Raw genomic sequence first — 18,604 nt, 5'->3', positions numbered from 1 at the left:
CCGGCCAACTTCTGACCGGTGTCCCGCGCTTCCTATTGCCAGGTATGGGAACATACTCACTTAATACTTTGCCAATTGTGGGAAGGTTGCCTAATATGGGAGTTTTACAAATGCGGGAACACTACCATATATTGGAATGGCGCTGGAACCAGACAACCAAGAAATGGCGAGACGAAGAGCGATGCTCACAGACACCGAGCGTGAGTTGTTAGATGCCGACGAGAAATCAGACCGTTACTATCAGGCGGTCTCCCGTATCCGTCGGAAAATCAACGAGGAACTGACCGAGGACGTTCATCTCCTCGAAGAGAATCATCCCGAACTCCTCAACGAACTACGCGAAGTCGTCTGCGAGGATAGGGATGACGAACCGTCCAATCTATGACGAAACGCAGTGATAATCAACGAGTCGATAAGCGCGGAGAGGCACACCTAAATCTTCAGCTTGAGCGGTACGTCGTCAACGCGTATGAGAACGATTTCGGAATCGATTTTGAAGTTAACCTCACGACTGAAGCCGACGTTGAGGGCGACGATCTCCAACAGGTCACCGGAGAACACTTCTTCATCCAGTTAAAGTCATCAGCAGGCTTCGACAGTGACGAATCCGTTTACGCTGACCTGCAAACCACTCATATAGAACAGTACTTAGATCAACCACTTCCGGTTGTCTTGGCCGTCTACGACGACGAGTGCGAGGAAATCTACTGGCTTGTTGTCCAAGAATTCGTTTGGGACGAACTCTCTCAAGAGAATGAGGACTGGTCTGAGCAAACCACCGTTCGTATTCGAATCCCACGGTCGCGGAAACTCACTGACCTCAACCGCCTCGAAACCGCAATCACGCGCTCACAAAATCGGATCATTCGAAATCAATCACGAGATCTCTCCATCGGTGAAGGACTCTCGTTCTCTCCTGACGACTTCACAGAAGTTGAACGACAGCGGGAAAATGACAGGTTAAGTTACCGCGGACTGACCCTTGTTAAAGCCCGACAGCAACTCAAGCGCGGTGATTTTGACGAGGCCGAGGAGTCGATCAGTGAAATCTCCGAGTCGGACCACGACGATCAAGCGAAGGTGAAAGCTCTGTTCATGGAGATGATGCGTCGGAACCCGGCACACGCTGACCAAGCACTCGAAATCGCCGAGTACGCACAAAAGGCAGAGGAGCTCGCCCACGAGCTTGATTTGGAAGTCGATGAACTCATCGCAACCGTGCATAAGCACGTCGCTGGACTCTTTGTCATCCTCGAAAAGCGTGAAGAGATGATGTTCACTGATGCCGTTCAGAGTCTGGACGAGTTCGGGGTCTCTGATTACGATCTTTTACGCGATATGGAATCCCGAGACCTGCTCATCGGAGAGCTGCGCGCAGTTGAAGCAATCAATCGCGCACTCGCTATGCTGCTTGAGGGTGATTACTACTACGAATATGCGGTTTGTCTCTCTCCCATTATTGACTATCTCTCCAGCCGTGTTATGGTGAATACACTATCTCCGAAAGAAGAGTCGGGCGGCGACGACGAGTTGAATCCACTCGTTGATCAGGCAGTCCAACTAGCGGACTACATTCCTGAACCAGAAACTGAGTTCAATCTCCGAAAATCTGCTGCCGTATACTACTATCATACTAACAATCCAGATACCGCAAAGGAACTGCTGAAAGAGGCCCGGGATCTCGCTGAAGAAATTGATGATCACGTTCTGGTGGAGGACACAGATGAGCTGCTACAACGAATTGAGGAACAGCCAGACCCTTATGACCACTCCGACGACGGTGATGACAGCAACTCAGTCGAAGATCGAGAGGAAGCAGCGAAGCAGATTCTTGAACTACAAGGCATTGACGTAGATGCCGGGAATGACTCAGACACCGGTGACTATGACCCGATGGAAAGAGCTGCTCAACTCGGGGTTGAGGATGCCGATCCCGAAGAATACTATCGACACTGCGAGCATCTTCACTTAGCCTACAGTCCGAGTTATTTCGGGAGAATGACGGGTGTCGGCTCGATTGGGACAAAAACGCTCTGGTGTAAACACGGCGGCGGAATGTCAAGTGCGAGCCTCACGCGTATGTTTTCAGCTTTTAAAGATGAATATTGCAAAGGGTGTGAGCATCACTGTCCGAGGCCCGATGATTGGGAATTCACGGATGAGTTCGCTAATCAACAGGTTAGTCATCCCGAGTTTCAGGAATTCCTCGAAGCAAGAGATGATGCACTCACCCCGCCTGAATATGATGAAACATCCTAAGTGGACGGGAACCTACTAGTTTGTTTAACAAGTATTGACTATTGGTATGCTGTCGTTCGTAGACTCGCTACCGCTATCAAACTCGGATCAAGGGACTAAACCCGAATTACTATTGAGATTTCTACTTCTTCTCTACATTTATATCGCTTTAGAGTACAAAGGCCACATATGGAATCCATCGTTATCATTTCGGACCTCCTCCGAGGTGCTGCTGAAGAGCACCAAGCAGTGGAGCGCGGCGTAATTAAATCATGGAATGAGATTTCTGAGGACACTATTGATGAAGATGTTATCGTACTCGACACCAGAATGGATTTAGATGAGGACAAAAGTGGAGGAAAAACTGCGGCCGGTGAAGAAACGTTTAGTCTTTTAGAATTCCTTCGAGTTCGTCTTCCAAATCTTCTTAATAACGGAAAGACAGTTGTTGGCCTCTGTGATCAAATAGAACGGGTACATGCGACCGAGCGTCGTACTTGGGGGTCAAACAACTATCATTGGATTAACTACTTTGGCTCAGTCCCGTTGTCCGATGTTGCTGATTACGAGGAGGACTTTATTTATCAAATACCCGACCCATGGGATATACAACTTGCCAGCAAAAGCGACATATTCAATTCATATTTCTTAAATGTTCCACAGACCAACATAGCTATAAACCCAGAAAATTCGAGAGTTGAGGATTATGACCAGATCGGCTCATTTCCAAATGATGTTGCAGAAGGCGACTTCCCAGAGATTCCAGCAATCTGCGTAAAGAGTTGGCGTTCGAATAATGGAGACCTCATTGAACCCGATGGGCGTCTGGTTCTCCTTCCACGTCCGGATACTCTACGAATTGATGTTGAAGGTTGGTTCAGATCACTAGTACAGATTGGTAGCCACTATTCACCGAATGACTTAGAGATAGATCAATTCAACCGGATACTAAGTCGGTCATCATCCCCTGCTTTGAATCGTGTCTATACTGTCTGTAACCGGTTTCCCGAAGTATCTCGACAACTCGAAGACCGGTATTCAGACCGAGAGACGATTGTAGTAGAGGATGAATATGATGTTCAGGACTTACTACACGGGCTATTGAAGATTTTCTTTGGGGATATTCGTGCTGAGGAGTGGGCTCCAAGCTACGGAGGTTCGTCACCGAGAATCGATTTCTTGTTGAAGAACGAAACAATTGCAATAGAAGTTAAGATTACCCGGAGTGGTCGTGGGAACAAAGAAATAAAGCAGGAACTTTCGGAAGATAAGGAACACTATCGATCTCACCCAGACTGTGAGCACCTAGTTTGTTACGTATTCGACCCCGGATATGAAATTGAGAATCCAGCCGGGTTTGAAAACGATCTGTCAGAGCAAATTGAAAACCTCAATACCGAGGTATTGATATCTTCTACATCCCGTTTCGGGAGCGTCTAACGCGTATTTCTTGGACCGGGAACAATTCAAAGAGGTAAATGAAATGGCGAAGGAAAAAGACGATGATGCCGACCGTGACGCCGAGTCGAAGGGTGACATCCACGAGCGGTGGCAAGAGAAGGCGGAAATCTCAAGCCGGTACACCGAGGCCAAGAGGCAGCTGCCGGATGATCGCCGAATAGATCCGTGGGATACACGGAACTTCCAGTCCGAAATCCGGCTAACAACATCACGCCCCCGCTGTGGGAAGCCATCAAATCAGAGGCCTACCGCGTCTACCGTTGGTCGGTGGAACGAGATTAGTACGACGAACTGGAGACGCCCGAACATCGACTCGCAAAGACCCTCGGGAAGGTCCAGCTTCGGCACTACTACTGGTCGAAAGGGAAAACGAGGAGCTCACGGAGAATCTGGACGGAGAAGACGCAACGCGGCTGTATCTATTCTTCGACCTCTCGGCGCTCAACCAGTCGGGCGTCGCTCGTGCCATCAAGAATTCTGACATCCTGGAGGCGTTGGGCATCGAGAACTCGGTGAGTCAGCCGACGTTGAACCGGATGCCAGGACGGATGGATGAAGAAACGTGGCATTACTACGCGAGCGAGACTGAAACGCTGGTTCGGCAGTTGCAGGATACGAAGCTGGAACACTGTTTCGAGACCCGACGCCGGACACGATAGTCACGGACGGCGAAGGGTTCCCTCCAGTCCAGGTGGTCACTCGGGAGCTCCGCTCGAAGACGTTCAAGTACATTCGGCTGAAGCGCGACAGCAGTACAGAGGTAACGAAGGACGCGTCGCTCAGGGTGCTCATCGCCGCCGCGAACAGTGGGAAGTTCGTCAACGAAGCCGCGAACAACCTCAAGTACAAACCGTTCTACGACGACGGTGACATCCCGTCCGGGCAGAACCTCACGTACCACCTGCGGAAGTCCTCACGGGAGTCAGTCATGCGGATGTTCCGGGAAGCGAACGAGCAACTGTTCAAGATCGCCGCCCGGCACGACTACTTCCCCGAGGATACAGACGTGGCTATCGACATCACCGACTGGCCGTTCTACGGCGACTACGAGAGCGACAAGTACATTCGCGGAACGAAGCCCGGCCGGAACTACTCATGGGCGTGGAAGTATATCACACTCGCTGTCGTCGGAACCGACACGCCGCTGATTCTGGTCGTGCTCCCGGTCAGAGACAAGTCGAAGGCACCGAAGTACATCCGCCGGATGCTCCGTCTGAGCCGACAACACCTCGATATCGGCCGCGTCTACCTTGACGCTGGGACGGAGTTCTACAACTCGGACACGATTTCGACTATCACCGAGCAGGGCCTAGAACTGGTGATGCAGGGCCGCAAGTCGGGGAAGACCATCAAGCACTTCCTGAACGGGATGGCGCGCGCCGATCTGCGGTCATCGTACTACCCCTACGGCGTGGGCGACCTCGACGAGGATAGTTACTACGCCGTGGGGCTGGAGTCGGCCAAGACGGTGAAAATGTGGAAGTCAGAGGCTGATGAACCGATGGACGACTACACGTACTTCTACACGAACCTCCACCCGGAGGAAGTCCCACCGGAGGAGTTGGGAGAGGCGTACCGCCGTCGGTGGGGCATCGAGACGGACTTCCGGAAAATCAAATACGACTTCTTGGCCAAGTCAGGGTCGGAAGACCCGGCGCTTCGGGCGTTCTACTTCAACTTCGCGGCCCACCTCTTTAACATCTGGACGGTGACGAACATCCTCCGCGCCGAGGAGACTGGCGAGGACCTGAGCGAGGGGAAGCAAGTCACCGCTGGTGAGCTGATGCAGGCCATCGAGGACGACCCGAACAACCTTCGGATACCGACCGAACCACCAGAAACTCAACAGGTCTTTGGCGACGTTCTTGGGTCCGGTTGGAGCACCTCAGACGCCGACTGATTCTCGGGGGCCGTTGCTGAATAGAATCGCTGTGTTTTCAACTACTGGTATTCTTCGAGGTCCGTCTGCGCGGGGTCCTCGAACCCCGGCGGCTTTCCATTCCCATCATCGTACTCCTCGATGGACGCCTGCCGCTCGGTATCGCCGTCGTCGTCGTTCGACCAGTATCGCTCGCGGAGCTGTTCACTCCGCAGCGCCATATTCTCCTGCGCTCGCATGCGATACCGGTGCATTCCTTCGGCCGCGGAATGTGCCCCGCTGACGGTGGCATCTTTCGCGTCACCAGCGATACCGCGCGCTGTCGACCCCTCCGCATGGCGATTCCGCGCAACCGTATCCGCGGCTCGTATCGCCCCGCTCTTTGTTTTCTTCGCAGCCCCTTTCGTCCCACGCCACCCGTAAATACCGCCTTTCGCAGCTCCTTTCACCGTTCCTTTCGCGAGGCGTTTACTCCCGCCGGCAGCTTTGCGTGCGCCTGCCCCAGCCTTTTTAGCGCGTTCCCGGCGCCGGCGACGCTGAGAACGCATCCGGCGCTGCGAAGAGAAATCCGTCTTCGGATCGTGCTTGTGTTCGTCGCTCGTTTCACTCGACGATCCACTACGACGACCTCCGGCACGGCCAGCCGTGCCACTCGCCGCCCGCGACCGCTCACCGCCTGCCGCCGAGCTTGCCCCTGACGCCCGCGCACCCCGGTACATTCCACGACCAACACGCGTCCCCGACCCAACAGCATTCGACACCTGCGAGGAAAACGAAAACACGTACTTCGGAACTAAGCCCGCCCCCGCAATCGTCGCGAGCCCGAGAATCGTCGACACCAACTGTGTGCTCAGGCCACCACTGCTCGTTGCCGCTGCGGCTGCCCCCTCACCTAAGAACAGTGAGCCAACTCGTAGGAGGAACGCTGTGGGAAGCGTCATCAACACCAGCGGCACGAACTTCCCCATCATGGACTTCGCCCACCCGGACACGGGCTGAATAGGAACAATCCAGAACATCAGGAGAATCGGCATCGCAGCCATGTATGCGTAGATCGCGAGCTGGCGGAGGAGGTAGATGCCGATGATGACCAAGATGATTGTCGCGCCGAAAATATAGATGAGAACGCTGACGGCGATGGCACCAAGAGACGACCCAAGGTTAGTACCTAAACTGCCTTTGACGGCCGCATCAGCGACGATTAAGCCAGCGAGGTCGTTGGTGAATTTGAGGAACCAGCCACCGAACCACCACCATGAGAGGGCAAGCGGGTACGCGAAAACCGCACGGCGAATACTCACTCGCTTTTGTTTCTCGGAGAAAATATTGAAGAACATCGCGAGCCCGAGTGCTAGCCCGAACAGCGTCGGTAACAGCACAATCACCAATTCGTCGTAGAGATTGTGGTACAGTTTAGGCCAGAGGCCTTTCGTTGGCGGGTTGAACGAGTAGAGGTTATCTGGATAGGGCGTGCTTGTGAGGTAGTTTTTGGCGATTTGGAACAGGAAGTCGATAATGCCCGCTAACCCACCGACAAGGTCCTTGATCAGCCCGATGATTGCGTTTTTGACGGTTGCTTGAATCCCCGGCATAAGCAGGCCTCTTACTCGCTCTCAGCTACGTTCCATGAGTGAATCTCTGACTCCGTACAACTGTTCAGTACACCAACCTTGATTTTCTCGCCAGACAGACTATATTCAAGATTAATCGTCGTCTTCTGGCCGGATTTGGTCTTGAACGTGATCTTGCCCGTTTTCCGTTCCCCACCGCAACTATAATAATAATCGACCGCTGCCAGCGGGCTCCTCTGACTAGTGAGAGTCTGGGATTCTCCGGGCGGCACCATCGGTTCCGTATCATCCTCTGAATCACCAATTGGTGCGGGAATTCCCGCCTTTGCTGGCTTTGGCCCGTCACCATGCACACGGTAATGGGGGATCGTCACCGGAAGGTTCCCCGTGTTCGTGATCGTCGTCCTCACCTCCGTGTACCCCATTTTGTCCGAGTCCGTTCCTTCCTCCGTGACGAAGGCGACGTCGTCGACGGTGTACGTCCGCTCGAACGTTTTCGAGCGTTTGTCGACGATTGAGCCGTCTTGGATGGCGAGGATGTCGTAGGTGCCGGCAGCGCGCTCTGCAAGGGGAAAATCGGTGGTTGTGGACGTTCCAAGGCGGTTTCGCGTGACTTCTTTGCCGTTGCTGTTGCGGAGAGCAATCGCGTCGACCGAGGCGTCTGCGACGGACACTCGGAGGGCAGTAATCGTCTTTTCTTGTCCGAGGGTCGTGGTCGTCTGCGTGGTCAGCGTCTCGGCCGTCTTGATGACACCACGACTGCCGCTGTTCGCTTGCGTGGTCTGACCGGCGTCTGAACCCGACGTTTCTGTCCCGGAGATTTCGGAGTCTGGGTTGTCGGTGTTCGTGGAGTTGCAGCCGGCGAGGGCGGCTGCGGCAGCAGTCCCGAGGGAGGCGAGGACGTCACGGCGGTACCGGCGGTCTGGCATATCGTGGGGGTTGCGCTCCTTTGGTGTATTTATTCCGGCGTAGCTTCTAGCAGAGAGAAGATGGAACTAGGTGTGAATCTTAACCAACAAGAGGTGGCGTATTTCCGCAGATGTTGGTTAAGATGGTGGTTGGACCACTCACGACCGTCCCATCTGTATGAATAAGGTTAGATACTTGCGACACAGTACCGTCGTAAACTACCATCTCAGAAACTAAGGAACTGAATCTTTCCAACGTCTTGTTCACACGAATCGCCAACCGCGTGTGCTCATCTCGGAAACCGGTCCTTTTGATGGTGAACCCGATGTTGTTTTACTGTACCTAGAGTAATAGGTTATTACGGCCGAATCGGGAATGTCGGAGAACGTGATTACACTATCAGGACCGTACAAAGGAATTGAATCTTCAATTGAAGCCTGCGCCAGCGAATTCAGAGAAACATCGCCACAGCTCCACGAAGCATGCAGTGACCATACGGAATCCGTCGTTTCCAAAATCTCGTCCGATGACACTGTCGTGCCGGGGAGTGAACTTGCCGACGACGCAGAGTTAACCGCGTTTCAGCAGTTCATCGAAAAACAGCATACGGAGTACTGGTTCGCCGATCTCAACGGACGCGGGAGCGACCTCGACTTAGAATCAGTACCTCACAAAGCTCGCAAGTTGAAGGAGTCCGCTTGCTGAGTTGTGTCCAAGCAAGCAAAGCAAGCGGACAATGAAATCCACGAGGACCAGCTCCTTAACTTCCTCGTCAACTGCCTTGACGAGGAAGTTTCTCTGAATCTCGCCAACAACGCTGAAATCGGTGCAGAGGACATCTACGAGGTCCTCGTCGGCGCGACCGCCGACGGGACCTCGATCTCGACGCTGTGCAACTCCAGTGAAGACTCGCCATCGGCGAACACAGTTCTCTATCATCTACGGACGAAGTTCGAGCCCGAACGGCTCGAACGAGTCGCTAACACGCTTCTTCGACGAGACATCGTCGAACTGCTCCCCGAGCAGGTGGAGGTCTGCGCAGACCTCCACCTGCGACCCTACTACGGTGATGAAGACGACACAGACGCTCTCTACCACTCGGAAGCGAAGCGTGGAACCACTTCGTTCCACGCCTACGCCACACTCTACGCGCGTGTGAAGAACAAACGCTACACGCTGGCGGTGCGCCGTCTCGAAGACGGCGACACCGCCAGCAGCGTCCTCGCTGAGTTCCTTGGTGTACTCGACGGCCTTGACACCGAGGTCAAGGCCGTCTACCTTGATCGCGGATTCTACGACAGCAAGTGTCTCACGCTGCTTCAGGCGCACAACTACGCCTACGTGGTCCCAATCATTCAGTGGGGTGAGGCGATTCAGCAGGAACTCTCGGAAGGATGGAGTCGCATTATTCAACACAACCTGACAGGGAAACTCGACGGTCACAGCTGGACCGTCGAGTTTCCCGTCTACATCGACTGTACGTACCTGAACGGACGATATGACGAGAACGGTGTAGCGCGTCACGGCTACGCCGCTGACGCGCCGTTCATCGAGACGCCACGCGAAGCGCGATACCACTACAGCAAACGCTTCGGTATCGAATCGAGCTATCGCTTGTCCGAGCAAGCGATAGCGACGACAACGACACGAGACGCGACGGTGAGACTGCTGTACGTCGTAGTGAGTCTGCTGCTACAGAATGTTTGGCGGTATCTCCACTACGAATACGTGGCGACGCCGCGCCGAGGCGGGCGTCGCCTCTGGTGGTGGCCGTACAAGGAGTTCGTGAATATGGTTCGACGGGCTGCGTGGACGGCCCTTGCGGTGCGTCGGGCCGTCCCCGCGAACCGACCACCTGACGACCGATTCCACCGCTAACCACTGACCGGGACAGCCCCGGCACTGAGTGGCGACGCTGTCGCGTCGGCGGCTAAGCGCCGCCGACAGCGACAGCTTCCCGTCGATCTGTGAGGAGATCGCGGTCGGTCACTGCACTCCGCAACAGAAATCAGACCTCAGACTGACTCAACTGAGGACGCTTTGTGAGGTACTGAGAATGGAGTTCGTTCAAGACTGCTATCCGTCTCCACACAGAACACACGTACCTCAACGCGTTTACTGCCTACATGACTGCAAGCGAGACGTTCTCGCGAATCGAGCAAAGCCGCCAAGAGACGAAAAGCCTCCTCGAAGACACCAAGAGTCGCCTTCAATAGGGCCGTCTGGAACCCGACTCTGAGGAGAAAGAATCTATCCAATCGCTGTTCGCGGACCTCAAAGAGTTGGTATCAGAGACCACCGAGGATTTAGAAGCCGCGAAAACTGCAGTAGTTCGCGCTCACGCATACTATACAATCGCGGATTGCTATCGAGACGAATACGACTTAGACCCGACACGGTTCTCATACGTCTCACTCGGGGATGACGCGGACTGGTTCTTAGAGGATCTTCGACACCGCCGAAGCCGGTCAGAAACGCGAGTTCGATGGATTCGCAAAGACTATTCGAAGCTTGCAAACACCCTGCAAGACGAGTAGCCTGTACCCCGAACAGAAATCCCAATCACGAGGGATCCGGGCCGGCATCGTACCGCCGTCCACACTGAATACCGAAGTCGGATTCCCTGAGCTGGGTTAAATCGAGTGGAACCTAGCGGCTACTGGGGCGTTCATTGAGGATGGTGGTGAGACGTTGATTGGTTGTTGCAATACGGGAGCTGAGAGTAGCGACTACGTCAAGGACCGGGTAGGTGACAGAAAGCGAGTCATAGCAGTAGTCGGGCACCCGAATATTAGTTTTGAGGCTGCTCGCTGATTGCGGTTCCAACTCACCATTCTGGCGGCGGTCCGCGAGGTCCTGGCAGCGTGTCGAAAGCTCGTCGAGGTCAGTCTGCAATTGCTGTAGCTCGTTGATTGGACAGTCGTAGAATGGCCGTGATTGGATGACATTGACCTCTTCAGCGATTGCCTGCAGCTCCGCGTTCGCGTCCTGAAGATTGGATGCTTCCTGGTTGAGTGCCGAGATGAGGCGTTTTCGTTGTGTTTTCGCCTGTTGTGCTGCGGTCAACACTTGCTGTTTTAACTCGGGAGTGATGACTGTGGCTTGCTTTAGGAGCGTCGCGAATTCGTTCCCGAACTCCGTGGCGAGACTCTCCCAGAAGGAATCCCCGTATTCGTCGTCGTAGTGTGGCGTGTCCATCACCGTCTCAACGTACGCATCGCGAATGGGCGTGTCACCGTGCTGGTTGACCGCGGTGGTCTGGCCGGTGATCGTCTCGTGAGTGGTCGCTGTTGGAGTTGCTGACCCACTCGGGTTGCGTTCGCAAGAGATCTGGTCAAGGCGCGCGCAGAAATCACCGAAGGCATCTGCCTCCGCATAAAGCAGTTCGCGCTCTTCGACAACTGCTTGATGTGCGGCTTGGAGGCGGGTAATACGGTGGCGTGATTCCGGTGTTCCAGTGGTCAGCGTGATGGGCTGAAGCATAAGACTAGATTTCGTGATGGGGGAGTAAATCATTACTAGTCGTCGTATATAGGGGTGTTGTGAATTTCCAAATACTGGCAAGACAAAAGCACAAGTGCGATTATAGTGACCCTTAGGTCGGTATTCCGGGAATCAATGGAGGACGTCCCATCGCACGTGGTTTCCCATAGACGGCCGTTCAAGCCATTATAGAAAGGAATGCCGGTATGAGGGAATTGAACCACCATTCTATACAGGGTTTTCAGTCACTAGAAAACCGCTACTTTAAATATTGAATAGAAATTTAGGAAATCATGGAGAGCAATGGTAGAAACACCCATCACAGACCAACCGAACACCCAGCAGTACCTCATACTCGGCACAATCAGTGCAATCATCTCCGTCATCCTCATCCCACTTGCCGGCCTCGTTTCAATCTACAGCAGTTACAAGATTCACGGCAAAACACGAAAAATATACACCTACCTCATAGGTGGTATCGGAGCTTTCTCCGTCTTCTTCTGGATCGCGTATATGATGAGCATCTAAGGATTATCCAGGCCTGCATCCTTCAAATACGTCCAAATTATGGAATGGGAATACTGATACGTAGTGTATAATATCACCGGTATTCGTGGCGGTAACAGCACGGAAGCCACACCTTTAGTGGTGCGTTCGCTTACCTAGAAAGCAATCCCCTCGCTAGTTCGCGAAGGAATCAAAAGGAACAGGCCATTTGAGACAACAAATACATCCAATGAATCTCGAAAACTACGGCAAAGACATGGACCCCGGAAAACGGGATATCATGGAGGCCACCCACAGCGCCGTCAAAAAACACGGCTATAGTGACCTGACTATTCAACATATCGCTGATGAGTTTGATCGCAGCAAATCTCTTCTCTACTACCACTACGACGGTCGAGATGATCTCCTAATCGATTTCCTCGAGTACATTCTCAGCGGATTTCTCGCAAACCTCCCAGAGAAAGGTACTGCACCTCGTAATGAACTAGACGAGCTCATCAATCTCCTACTCCCGACAACAATTAACGAGGAACCCTATCGACTGATGCTGGCGATGTTTGAACTGCGAATGAATGCACCCCATGATCAGGCTGTCCGTGAACAATACCTCGAGGTCGAAGAAGAACTCAAAGCGATCCTTGAGGACATCCTCCGCCGTGGTATCGAAGCGAACGAGTTCAGTGACATCAACGTGGAAGTCGAATCGGAGGCACTGCTTTCCCTCCTTGTTGGGACTCGTGCCCGCCGTCTCACAGTCTACGACCCAGACCAGTCAATTGAAATCTTGAAAAAGGCGATCAATTCCCATATCGCCCGAATTTCAACAGCGGACTCCTAACTACATCGTCTTGGAATTCACGGCGGGAGGTTCTGCGGAACAGCGTCGAGCGGGCTATCAGCGATCTTCTCTCGTAGAAGGGTGAGACACTGGCGGTCAGTAGCGTACACTGTATTCATAATCGTTTGCACCTCTTCACGCGATACCTTTACTTCCTCTTCAGAAAATGCGGCCGCAGGATTTGCACGGAGTTCTCGAAGTGTTCCGACCGCTAACAGATATGGAACGGCCCATGCAACAACAGTATTTCCGTCAGCCAATGGCATCTTCTCGATGTACGTCTGGGCAGGGTCAAGATGCTGCTGTGCCTGATCCAGTATTCGTGAAAGTGCTGAGACGGCTCCCGAACGGTAATCCGGGTCAATAACGTGGTTATGTGGGACTTCCTCGGCTGCCAGCCACTCACGTGGAACGTAGACGTTATTCTCGGTTACGTAGTCGTCACGGACATCCTTAGCAATATTTACTAGCTGAAGGAGTCGTCCAAAGTGTTCGGCGTTCGTTCGCAGGACCGTCTCGCGAGCGGGAGTAAGTGGCTGTTTCGCAAGGAGGTTCGTGATTAGTTCTCCGACAGTCCCGGCAACATAGTGACAGTAGCTGCGTAGCTCAATGGGAGTCTGGATTCGAATCCCCGGTTCGTTGGTGTACCGATCGACGAACCGAAGCATACCTGTGGTCATTTCGCAGATCGGGGACCGCATCGCCTCTTGGGTCCGCTGTGAAAACTGTTCGAATGCGGCGACCACGGTTGGCGTGTTCTCGACGAGCTCCCAGTCTGAAGTAGGCTGGGCAGGTATCCACTGGGTGGCGCGACGCGTAAACGCCTCGACTGATGTCGGCGACGCAGGGTCAAGGCTTTCGCGATACGTCTGTAGGAGCGTTTGTTGTGCTCTCGGTGGAATGTGGGTTGCGTCCTCGACTGTGTCTGGTATCCTACAGAGCAAGTATCCAACACAGACCTGGTCAGCTAGTGGTGGGGCGAGTGCGTCGATTGTGAGGGCGAATGTACGTGATACATCTTGGACAGCGTCATGGCAGTACGCGAGGGGGGACTCGGATGGGCTTGTGTGGTGTTGCATTATGTATTCTGAGTTAGAGTCTGTCTATTGGCGGGTTACTCACGCACCGGTTTGAACAAACAGTTAATATTTATATTTAGCGTTTTGTAGTGGCAACAGATTATCTGTGTGGTGACCCCTTTCCGGGTATAGAACGCAATACCAGAAAGCACTTGACCAAAAATTCAACATAAGTAGTTGATGTACGACTTCGAGAACACTGTCGCACTCGTTACCGGCGCAGGTTCCGGTATCGGTCGCGCAACCGCCAAACGCTTCGCCACCGAGGGAGCAACAGTTGTCGTCGCTGATATCGACACCAAAGCCGGCCAAGAAACCGCCAGACAAATCGAAAACGAAGAAAACGGAGCTGCAACCTTCACCGAGGTCGACACTAGTCAGACTGAATCGATTGCCGCCCTCGTTGACGCCACACTCAACGAACACGGCCGTCTCGACTACGCCGTCAACAACGCCGCAGTCGGGAACACTCCCGGACAAGTCCCGGAGATCAACGAAGAAGAGTGGCATCGCGTCCTCGACATCAACCAGACTGGCGTCTGGGCTGGGATGAAATACGAAATCCCCGCGATGTACGACTCCAACGGTGGGTCAATCATCAACGTATCTTCGAAAGCTGGAATCCGCGGAAGCCCGGGTCGAGCCCCGTATGCAGCCAGCAAACATGGCGTCGTCGGCCTCACACGGTCAGCCGCGTTAGAAACTGCAACCGAGAATATTCGCGTCAATGCGGTCTGTCCGACAATTGTAGAGACATCGGCGCTTGAGTCGATGCCTGAAGCAGAACGTGAGTCACTTATCGAAGATGTCCCCATGAAGCGAGCCGCTTCCCCCGAAGAAGTAGCCAGTGTCATCGTTTGGCTCTGCTCTGATGAAGCGTCGTTTATCACCGGCCAATCAATCCCCGTCGACGGAGGCGAAACCCAGAAGTAAGCACGTCGCCAGCAGTGAACCGCCTCGGGGTCAAGCCCCGAGGCACTCGGCCTGCTCCGCCGGTAGATGCTTAGAGCACCTACGACAGTGAGCGAACTTAGGCGAGTTTCCCGCCTTCGACCGGGAGTGCATGGCCGTTGACGAACGACGACTCGTCCGACGCTAGCCAAGCGACCGTTTCTGCAATCTCTTCAGGTTCGGCCATCCGACCAAGCGGCTGATCGTCAGTCATCGCTTCGACTGCATCCGGATGCTCTTCGAGTGAACGTTCGACCATTGGGGTGCGAACGACACCAGGGCAAACCGCGTTCACGCGAACACCTTCGTCTGCATAACGAACAGCAGCTGCTTTCGTTAGCCCAACGACACCGTGTTTACTGGCAGTATAGGGTGCACTTCCATCAGCTGCTAACCCTGCAATCGAGGACGTGTTAACGATAGCGCCCCCGTCGCCCTCCGTAAGTACTGGAAGTTCATGTTTCATCGCCAGCCACACGCCGGTCAAGTTGATGTCGAGGACTTGCTGCCACTCCTCAAGCGACTGCTCGGTCAACGGGTCGTTAGTTCCTTCGATGCCAGCATTGTTGTGTGCGATGTCGAGTCCACCATACGTCTCTCGGGCGGTCTCAACCATCGCTTCAACATCCCATTCATCAGTAACGTCTACCTCAACAAAGATTGCTTCTCCTCCCTTGGATTCGATCTGTTGAACTGTTTCTTGGCCACCGTTTTCGTCGATGTCTGCGACGACCACGTTTGCGCCGTCAGCAGCAAGGCGTTTGGCGGTTGCGCGGCCGATTCCTGAGCTAGCGCCGGTTACGATTGCGGTTTTACCGTTGTGGCGTAGCGCCATAACGACTGACTAATAATTCAATATATAAAAAATTGGTTGTGGAGCGCCCAGTCATCACTGACGACCACAGGCTGGTACCGGCTCATCAGAGCAGAAAGACTGACTACAGGAAACTTGTGGCGTTCGACTTGCTGCATCTAGTTTGGAATCGGAACACCTACTCAAACGCTGGCCATCTGCTCAAATATGAATCGGCGCCAATTTCTGAAAACGGCGAGTGGACTGGCGGGAACGGCCGGGATCTCCGGATGTCTCCAGCAGCTCGGGTTCGAAACACAGTCTGCGTGGCGAGACCCACCACTCGTCGAAGACCGACCAAACGGCGTCTATTACCCCGCTATCATTGAGGGAATGGGCGTGTACGAAACGACGACCGTCGATGGTATCGGCATCGCACTGATGCACTCGTTCCCCCACCGATTCTGGACGGTGACCGGCACGAACAAAACAAAAGTCGTCGTCTCGTCGAACGACTCGCTGCATTTGATGGCGAGCGTTTGGGATGCCAAATCCGGAACGGTGCTTCCGACCGCGGTGTCAATTGATATCCGGAACGATGAGGGTCGCGTCTCAACGACGAATCTGTGGTCGATGCTCTCCCCAAATATGGGATTCCATTATGGGGATAACGTGGCACTCCCCGGGAGCGGCGAGTACGAAGCAACCGTTGAAATTGCACCCGTTCAGACGGCACGGACCAAGCCGTTCCAAGGCCGGTTTACGGAGGTGCGGACCGAACAGATCCAGTTCACGTTTGAGCCCTCGAAGACGTACGACCTCCCTATTCGCCGCCTCGGTGAGAAGGCAGGCTCCCGAGGCACTGTCGATTTGATGGAGATGGACGGCGTACCTACTCCGGTCGCGCCACCGAAAGACCAGCTCCCCGGGCGGCTACTCGGGAAAGCGTCCGCCGGAGATGCCCTCTTCTACGCAACCCTCGTCGCTGACGAACAGCGATTCTCGACGGACAGACCACACCTCGTTGTCTCTCCGCGCACCCCCTATAATCGCGTTCTCCTCCCCGGAATGTCCCTCTCGGCAACCATCAAACGCGATGGGGAAACCGTACTGAAAACCGGGCTCGATGGCACACTCGACCCCGATCTCGGGTACTACTACGGAACACCAACAGGTCGTATCAAAGACGGTGACACCATTACGGTCAGAATCGAGACACCGCCGCAGATATCTCGCCACGACGGCTACGAAACTGCATTCATGGAAATGCCCCCGATTCAATTCTCGGTCTGATAGCGCCCAACGAAAGTTAGCCGAGATAGGGGGCCGTGGCACCCGGCAAGGAGAGCAGCCAGAGGCTGATGACGGTGTACCCAATCATCACGAGAACGAACGGGTACTGGCTGCGAATCGCGACGAGACGGCTCGGGAAGAGATCGTATGCGGACGTGTGTGCCTCCCAGATGGCGAGCAAGTGACCAGCAAGCACGAACACGATACTGAGGGCTGTAAACCAGTTCGGTGGCGCGAGTACGAGCGGATTCGCGGGCGGTGACAGCGGAGACACGACGGCCATCGTGAGTGCGGGACTCAACGAGACGAGCAACCCAGCATAGTGGGCAAGGTGATACCCAGCTGCGATCGCCAGAAGTGGCGGGGCCAGCCGTAAGGCAATCGAGCGACTCGTAACGTAGGTGTCCGTGAGGCGGCGAGCAATAACGCCAGCGTACCAGTACGCTCCGAGGAAGACGACGTAGCCGCCCACAAAGAGACCAGTATAGGTTAGAATAGCGAGCGGCGTCGCTGGGATCATTGTCCCGAGCGGTGACTCGACGACTGTGGTGATCGCTTGTGCGCCGGCTGTCGTTGTGATGAACCCGCTGTACGTGAGTTCCCAGATGAGCGCGATGATGAACGCGATATCCGACAAATCAGTTACGACATCCGATTGCGCGAGTTCGCTCCCAGGGAGTGTAATCACAACCGACCCGTCACGTCGCTGAATCGGTGCGACGGCGCCGTAGAACCGGAAGAGAACCGACAGTGGGTCCGCGTGCTCGAACCAGACGTCGGAATCGAAGACCACAGCGCCAGCGATAGTATACAACGAGTACCCGAGAATCCCCGTTGCAAGGACAGATGGGACAGTACTAACGGGGAACACGACCTCAATCCAGACGAGCGTCAGAATGCCAGCGACGGCTGGCCATCGATTGAATGAGTCCGGGTACTCGTAGAAACCGGTTGGGAGAATTGTCGTAAGAGCGCGCCAGGGGTTGAGAACGGGCCACGGGTTGCCGATCAGGTACGTGACGACTGGAAGGCCGGCACGAACACCGACGAACGTAACAAGGATGGTAAGACTGGCCGATGGCAGCTGTGGGCCAGTGTAGCCGAGGTACACCACGAGACAGAGCGCGAGCACACTGAATGTTCGACCGAGTACACCGGTCCACCGGCGGATAGCCGGCATACTGGGGAGAGTTACAGACCGAGAGTGGAGCGAGTAGATGAGTGCGCGGTCGGTAACGAAGCTCGCGAGGAGTGCCGACGCACCAATAGTCGCCCCGCCCGTTGCGAGGTACAGCCACTGAGGGACAGCAAGTGACTCACGTGGTTGCTTGGAGAGGGTCATCCCATTCGCAGCCGCAACACTATCGACGAGAACAACCAGGATCGCTGTCCAGGCGAGGATTTGCACGCCGAAGCGGACGCTGAATAACAGTGCCGTAGTCGAGCTAGCGTTTTCCTGGATCGATGTTTCCGACGTGGGTTCGCTTGTCCCCCGGTTCTCTGTGTTAGATGGCATAGATGGCATAGAGGAACAGGAAGACGAAGTATACTACCACGATGCCAGCTAGTGCCCGCAACCGGAGCGAGCCGAGAGCGTCGCGT

Annotated in this window: 15 protein-coding genes; 9 read left to right on the top strand and 6 right to left on the bottom strand. The window is 54.4% G+C overall.

Annotated elements, in window-relative coordinates:
- Window positions 1-181: 181 nt before the first annotated feature.
- The 4 genes from ABSL23_RS15780 to ABSL23_RS15765 all read left to right on the top strand — a co-directional run bounded on the left by ABSL23_RS15780 (window position 182) and on the right by ABSL23_RS15765 (window position 5,599).
- Window positions 182-385 (top strand): hypothetical protein, encoded by a 204-nt coding sequence (locus ABSL23_RS15780; RefSeq protein ID WP_353635505.1) that lies wholly within the window; start codon window positions 182-184, stop codon window positions 383-385.
- Entirely contained in the window at window positions 382-2,259 is a 1,878-nt protein-coding gene (locus ABSL23_RS15775) for a DUF4365 domain-containing protein (protein ID WP_353635504.1), read from the top strand. Before ABSL23_RS15780 ends, ABSL23_RS15775 begins: the two co-directional genes overlap by 4 nt.
- Window positions 2,260-2,427: 168 nt before the next feature.
- Complete coding sequence (locus tag ABSL23_RS15770) at window positions 2,428-3,678, top strand: hypothetical protein (RefSeq protein ID WP_353635503.1); 1,251 nt, start codon at window positions 2,428-2,430, stop codon at window positions 3,676-3,678.
- Between the two features lie 712 nt (window positions 3,679-4,390).
- The gene (locus ABSL23_RS15765; RefSeq protein WP_353635502.1) at window positions 4,391-5,599 is read left to right on the top strand and encodes a transposase; all 1,209 of its coding nucleotides are present in this window, start codon (window positions 4,391-4,393) and stop codon (window positions 5,597-5,599) included.
- 41 nt (window positions 5,600-5,640) lie between these two features.
- Here the strand turns inward: ABSL23_RS15765 and ABSL23_RS15760 are convergent, their stop codons facing one another.
- Window positions 5,641-7,170 carry a hypothetical protein gene (locus ABSL23_RS15760; protein ID WP_353635501.1) on the bottom strand — a complete coding sequence of 510 codons (1,530 nt, stop codon included), beginning with the start codon at window positions 7,168-7,170 and terminating at the stop codon, window positions 5,641-5,643.
- An 11-nt stretch (window positions 7,171-7,181) separates the two neighbouring features.
- A complete protein-coding gene (locus ABSL23_RS15755; protein WP_353635500.1) occupies window positions 7,182-8,078 on the bottom strand; it encodes a hypothetical protein in 897 nt (298 codons plus the stop codon).
- Window positions 8,079-8,766: 688 nt separating this feature from the next.
- On the opposite strand from ABSL23_RS15755, the gene ABSL23_RS15750 reads away from it, so the two are divergent.
- The gene (locus ABSL23_RS15750; protein WP_353633369.1) at window positions 8,767-9,936 is read left to right on the top strand and encodes an ISH3-like element ISH27-3 family transposase; all 1,170 of its coding nucleotides are present in this window, start codon (window positions 8,767-8,769) and stop codon (window positions 9,934-9,936) included.
- A gap of 771 nt (window positions 9,937-10,707) precedes the next feature.
- On the opposite strand, the gene ABSL23_RS15745 is transcribed toward ABSL23_RS15750, so the two are convergent.
- Window positions 10,708-11,541, bottom strand: coding sequence for a hypothetical protein (locus ABSL23_RS15745; protein ID WP_353635499.1), 834 nt, complete (start codon window positions 11,539-11,541; stop codon window positions 10,708-10,710).
- Between the two features lie 303 nt (window positions 11,542-11,844).
- Between ABSL23_RS15745 and ABSL23_RS15740 the strand changes: the two genes are divergently transcribed.
- Window positions 11,845-12,069, top strand: coding sequence for a hypothetical protein (locus ABSL23_RS15740; RefSeq protein WP_353635498.1), 225 nt, complete (start codon window positions 11,845-11,847; stop codon window positions 12,067-12,069).
- 208 nt (window positions 12,070-12,277) lie between these two features.
- Window positions 12,278-12,886 carry a TetR/AcrR family transcriptional regulator gene (locus ABSL23_RS15735; RefSeq protein WP_353635497.1) on the top strand — a complete coding sequence of 203 codons (609 nt, stop codon included), beginning with the start codon at window positions 12,278-12,280 and terminating at the stop codon, window positions 12,884-12,886.
- 17 nt (window positions 12,887-12,903) lie between these two features.
- On the opposite strand, the gene ABSL23_RS15730 is transcribed toward ABSL23_RS15735, so the two are convergent.
- Complete coding sequence (locus ABSL23_RS15730) at window positions 12,904-13,965, bottom strand: phytoene/squalene synthase family protein (RefSeq protein WP_353635496.1); 1,062 nt, start codon at window positions 13,963-13,965, stop codon at window positions 12,904-12,906.
- A 180-nt stretch (window positions 13,966-14,145) separates the two neighbouring features.
- Here ABSL23_RS15730 and ABSL23_RS15725 point away from each other — a divergent pair, with 180 nt between their 5' ends.
- A complete protein-coding gene (locus tag ABSL23_RS15725; protein WP_353635495.1) occupies window positions 14,146-14,898 on the top strand; it encodes an SDR family NAD(P)-dependent oxidoreductase in 753 nt (250 codons plus the stop codon).
- Between the two features lie 97 nt (window positions 14,899-14,995).
- Here ABSL23_RS15725 and ABSL23_RS15720 read toward each other — a convergent pair whose 3' ends face one another.
- On the bottom strand, window positions 14,996-15,751 hold the full coding sequence (locus tag ABSL23_RS15720; protein WP_353635494.1) for a glucose 1-dehydrogenase: 756 nt from the start codon (window positions 15,749-15,751) through the stop codon (window positions 14,996-14,998).
- Between the two features lie 186 nt (window positions 15,752-15,937).
- On the opposite strand from ABSL23_RS15720, the gene ABSL23_RS15715 reads away from it, so the two are divergent.
- The gene (locus ABSL23_RS15715; RefSeq protein ID WP_353635493.1) at window positions 15,938-17,002 is read left to right on the top strand and encodes an iron transporter; all 1,065 of its coding nucleotides are present in this window, start codon (window positions 15,938-15,940) and stop codon (window positions 17,000-17,002) included.
- A gap of 16 nt (window positions 17,003-17,018) precedes the next feature.
- On the opposite strand, the gene ABSL23_RS15710 is transcribed toward ABSL23_RS15715, so the two are convergent.
- Entirely contained in the window at window positions 17,019-18,527 is a 1,509-nt protein-coding gene (locus ABSL23_RS15710; protein ID WP_353635492.1) for a hypothetical protein, read from the bottom strand.
- Window positions 18,528-18,604: the final 77 nt, after the last annotated feature.

It is taken from the genome of Halobacterium sp. NMX12-1 (assembly GCF_040435975.1).
Taxonomy (GTDB): Archaea; Halobacteriota; Halobacteria; order Halobacteriales; family Halobacteriaceae; genus Halobacterium; species Halobacterium hubeiense.
This window is presented reverse-complemented; position numbering and strand designations above follow the sequence as displayed.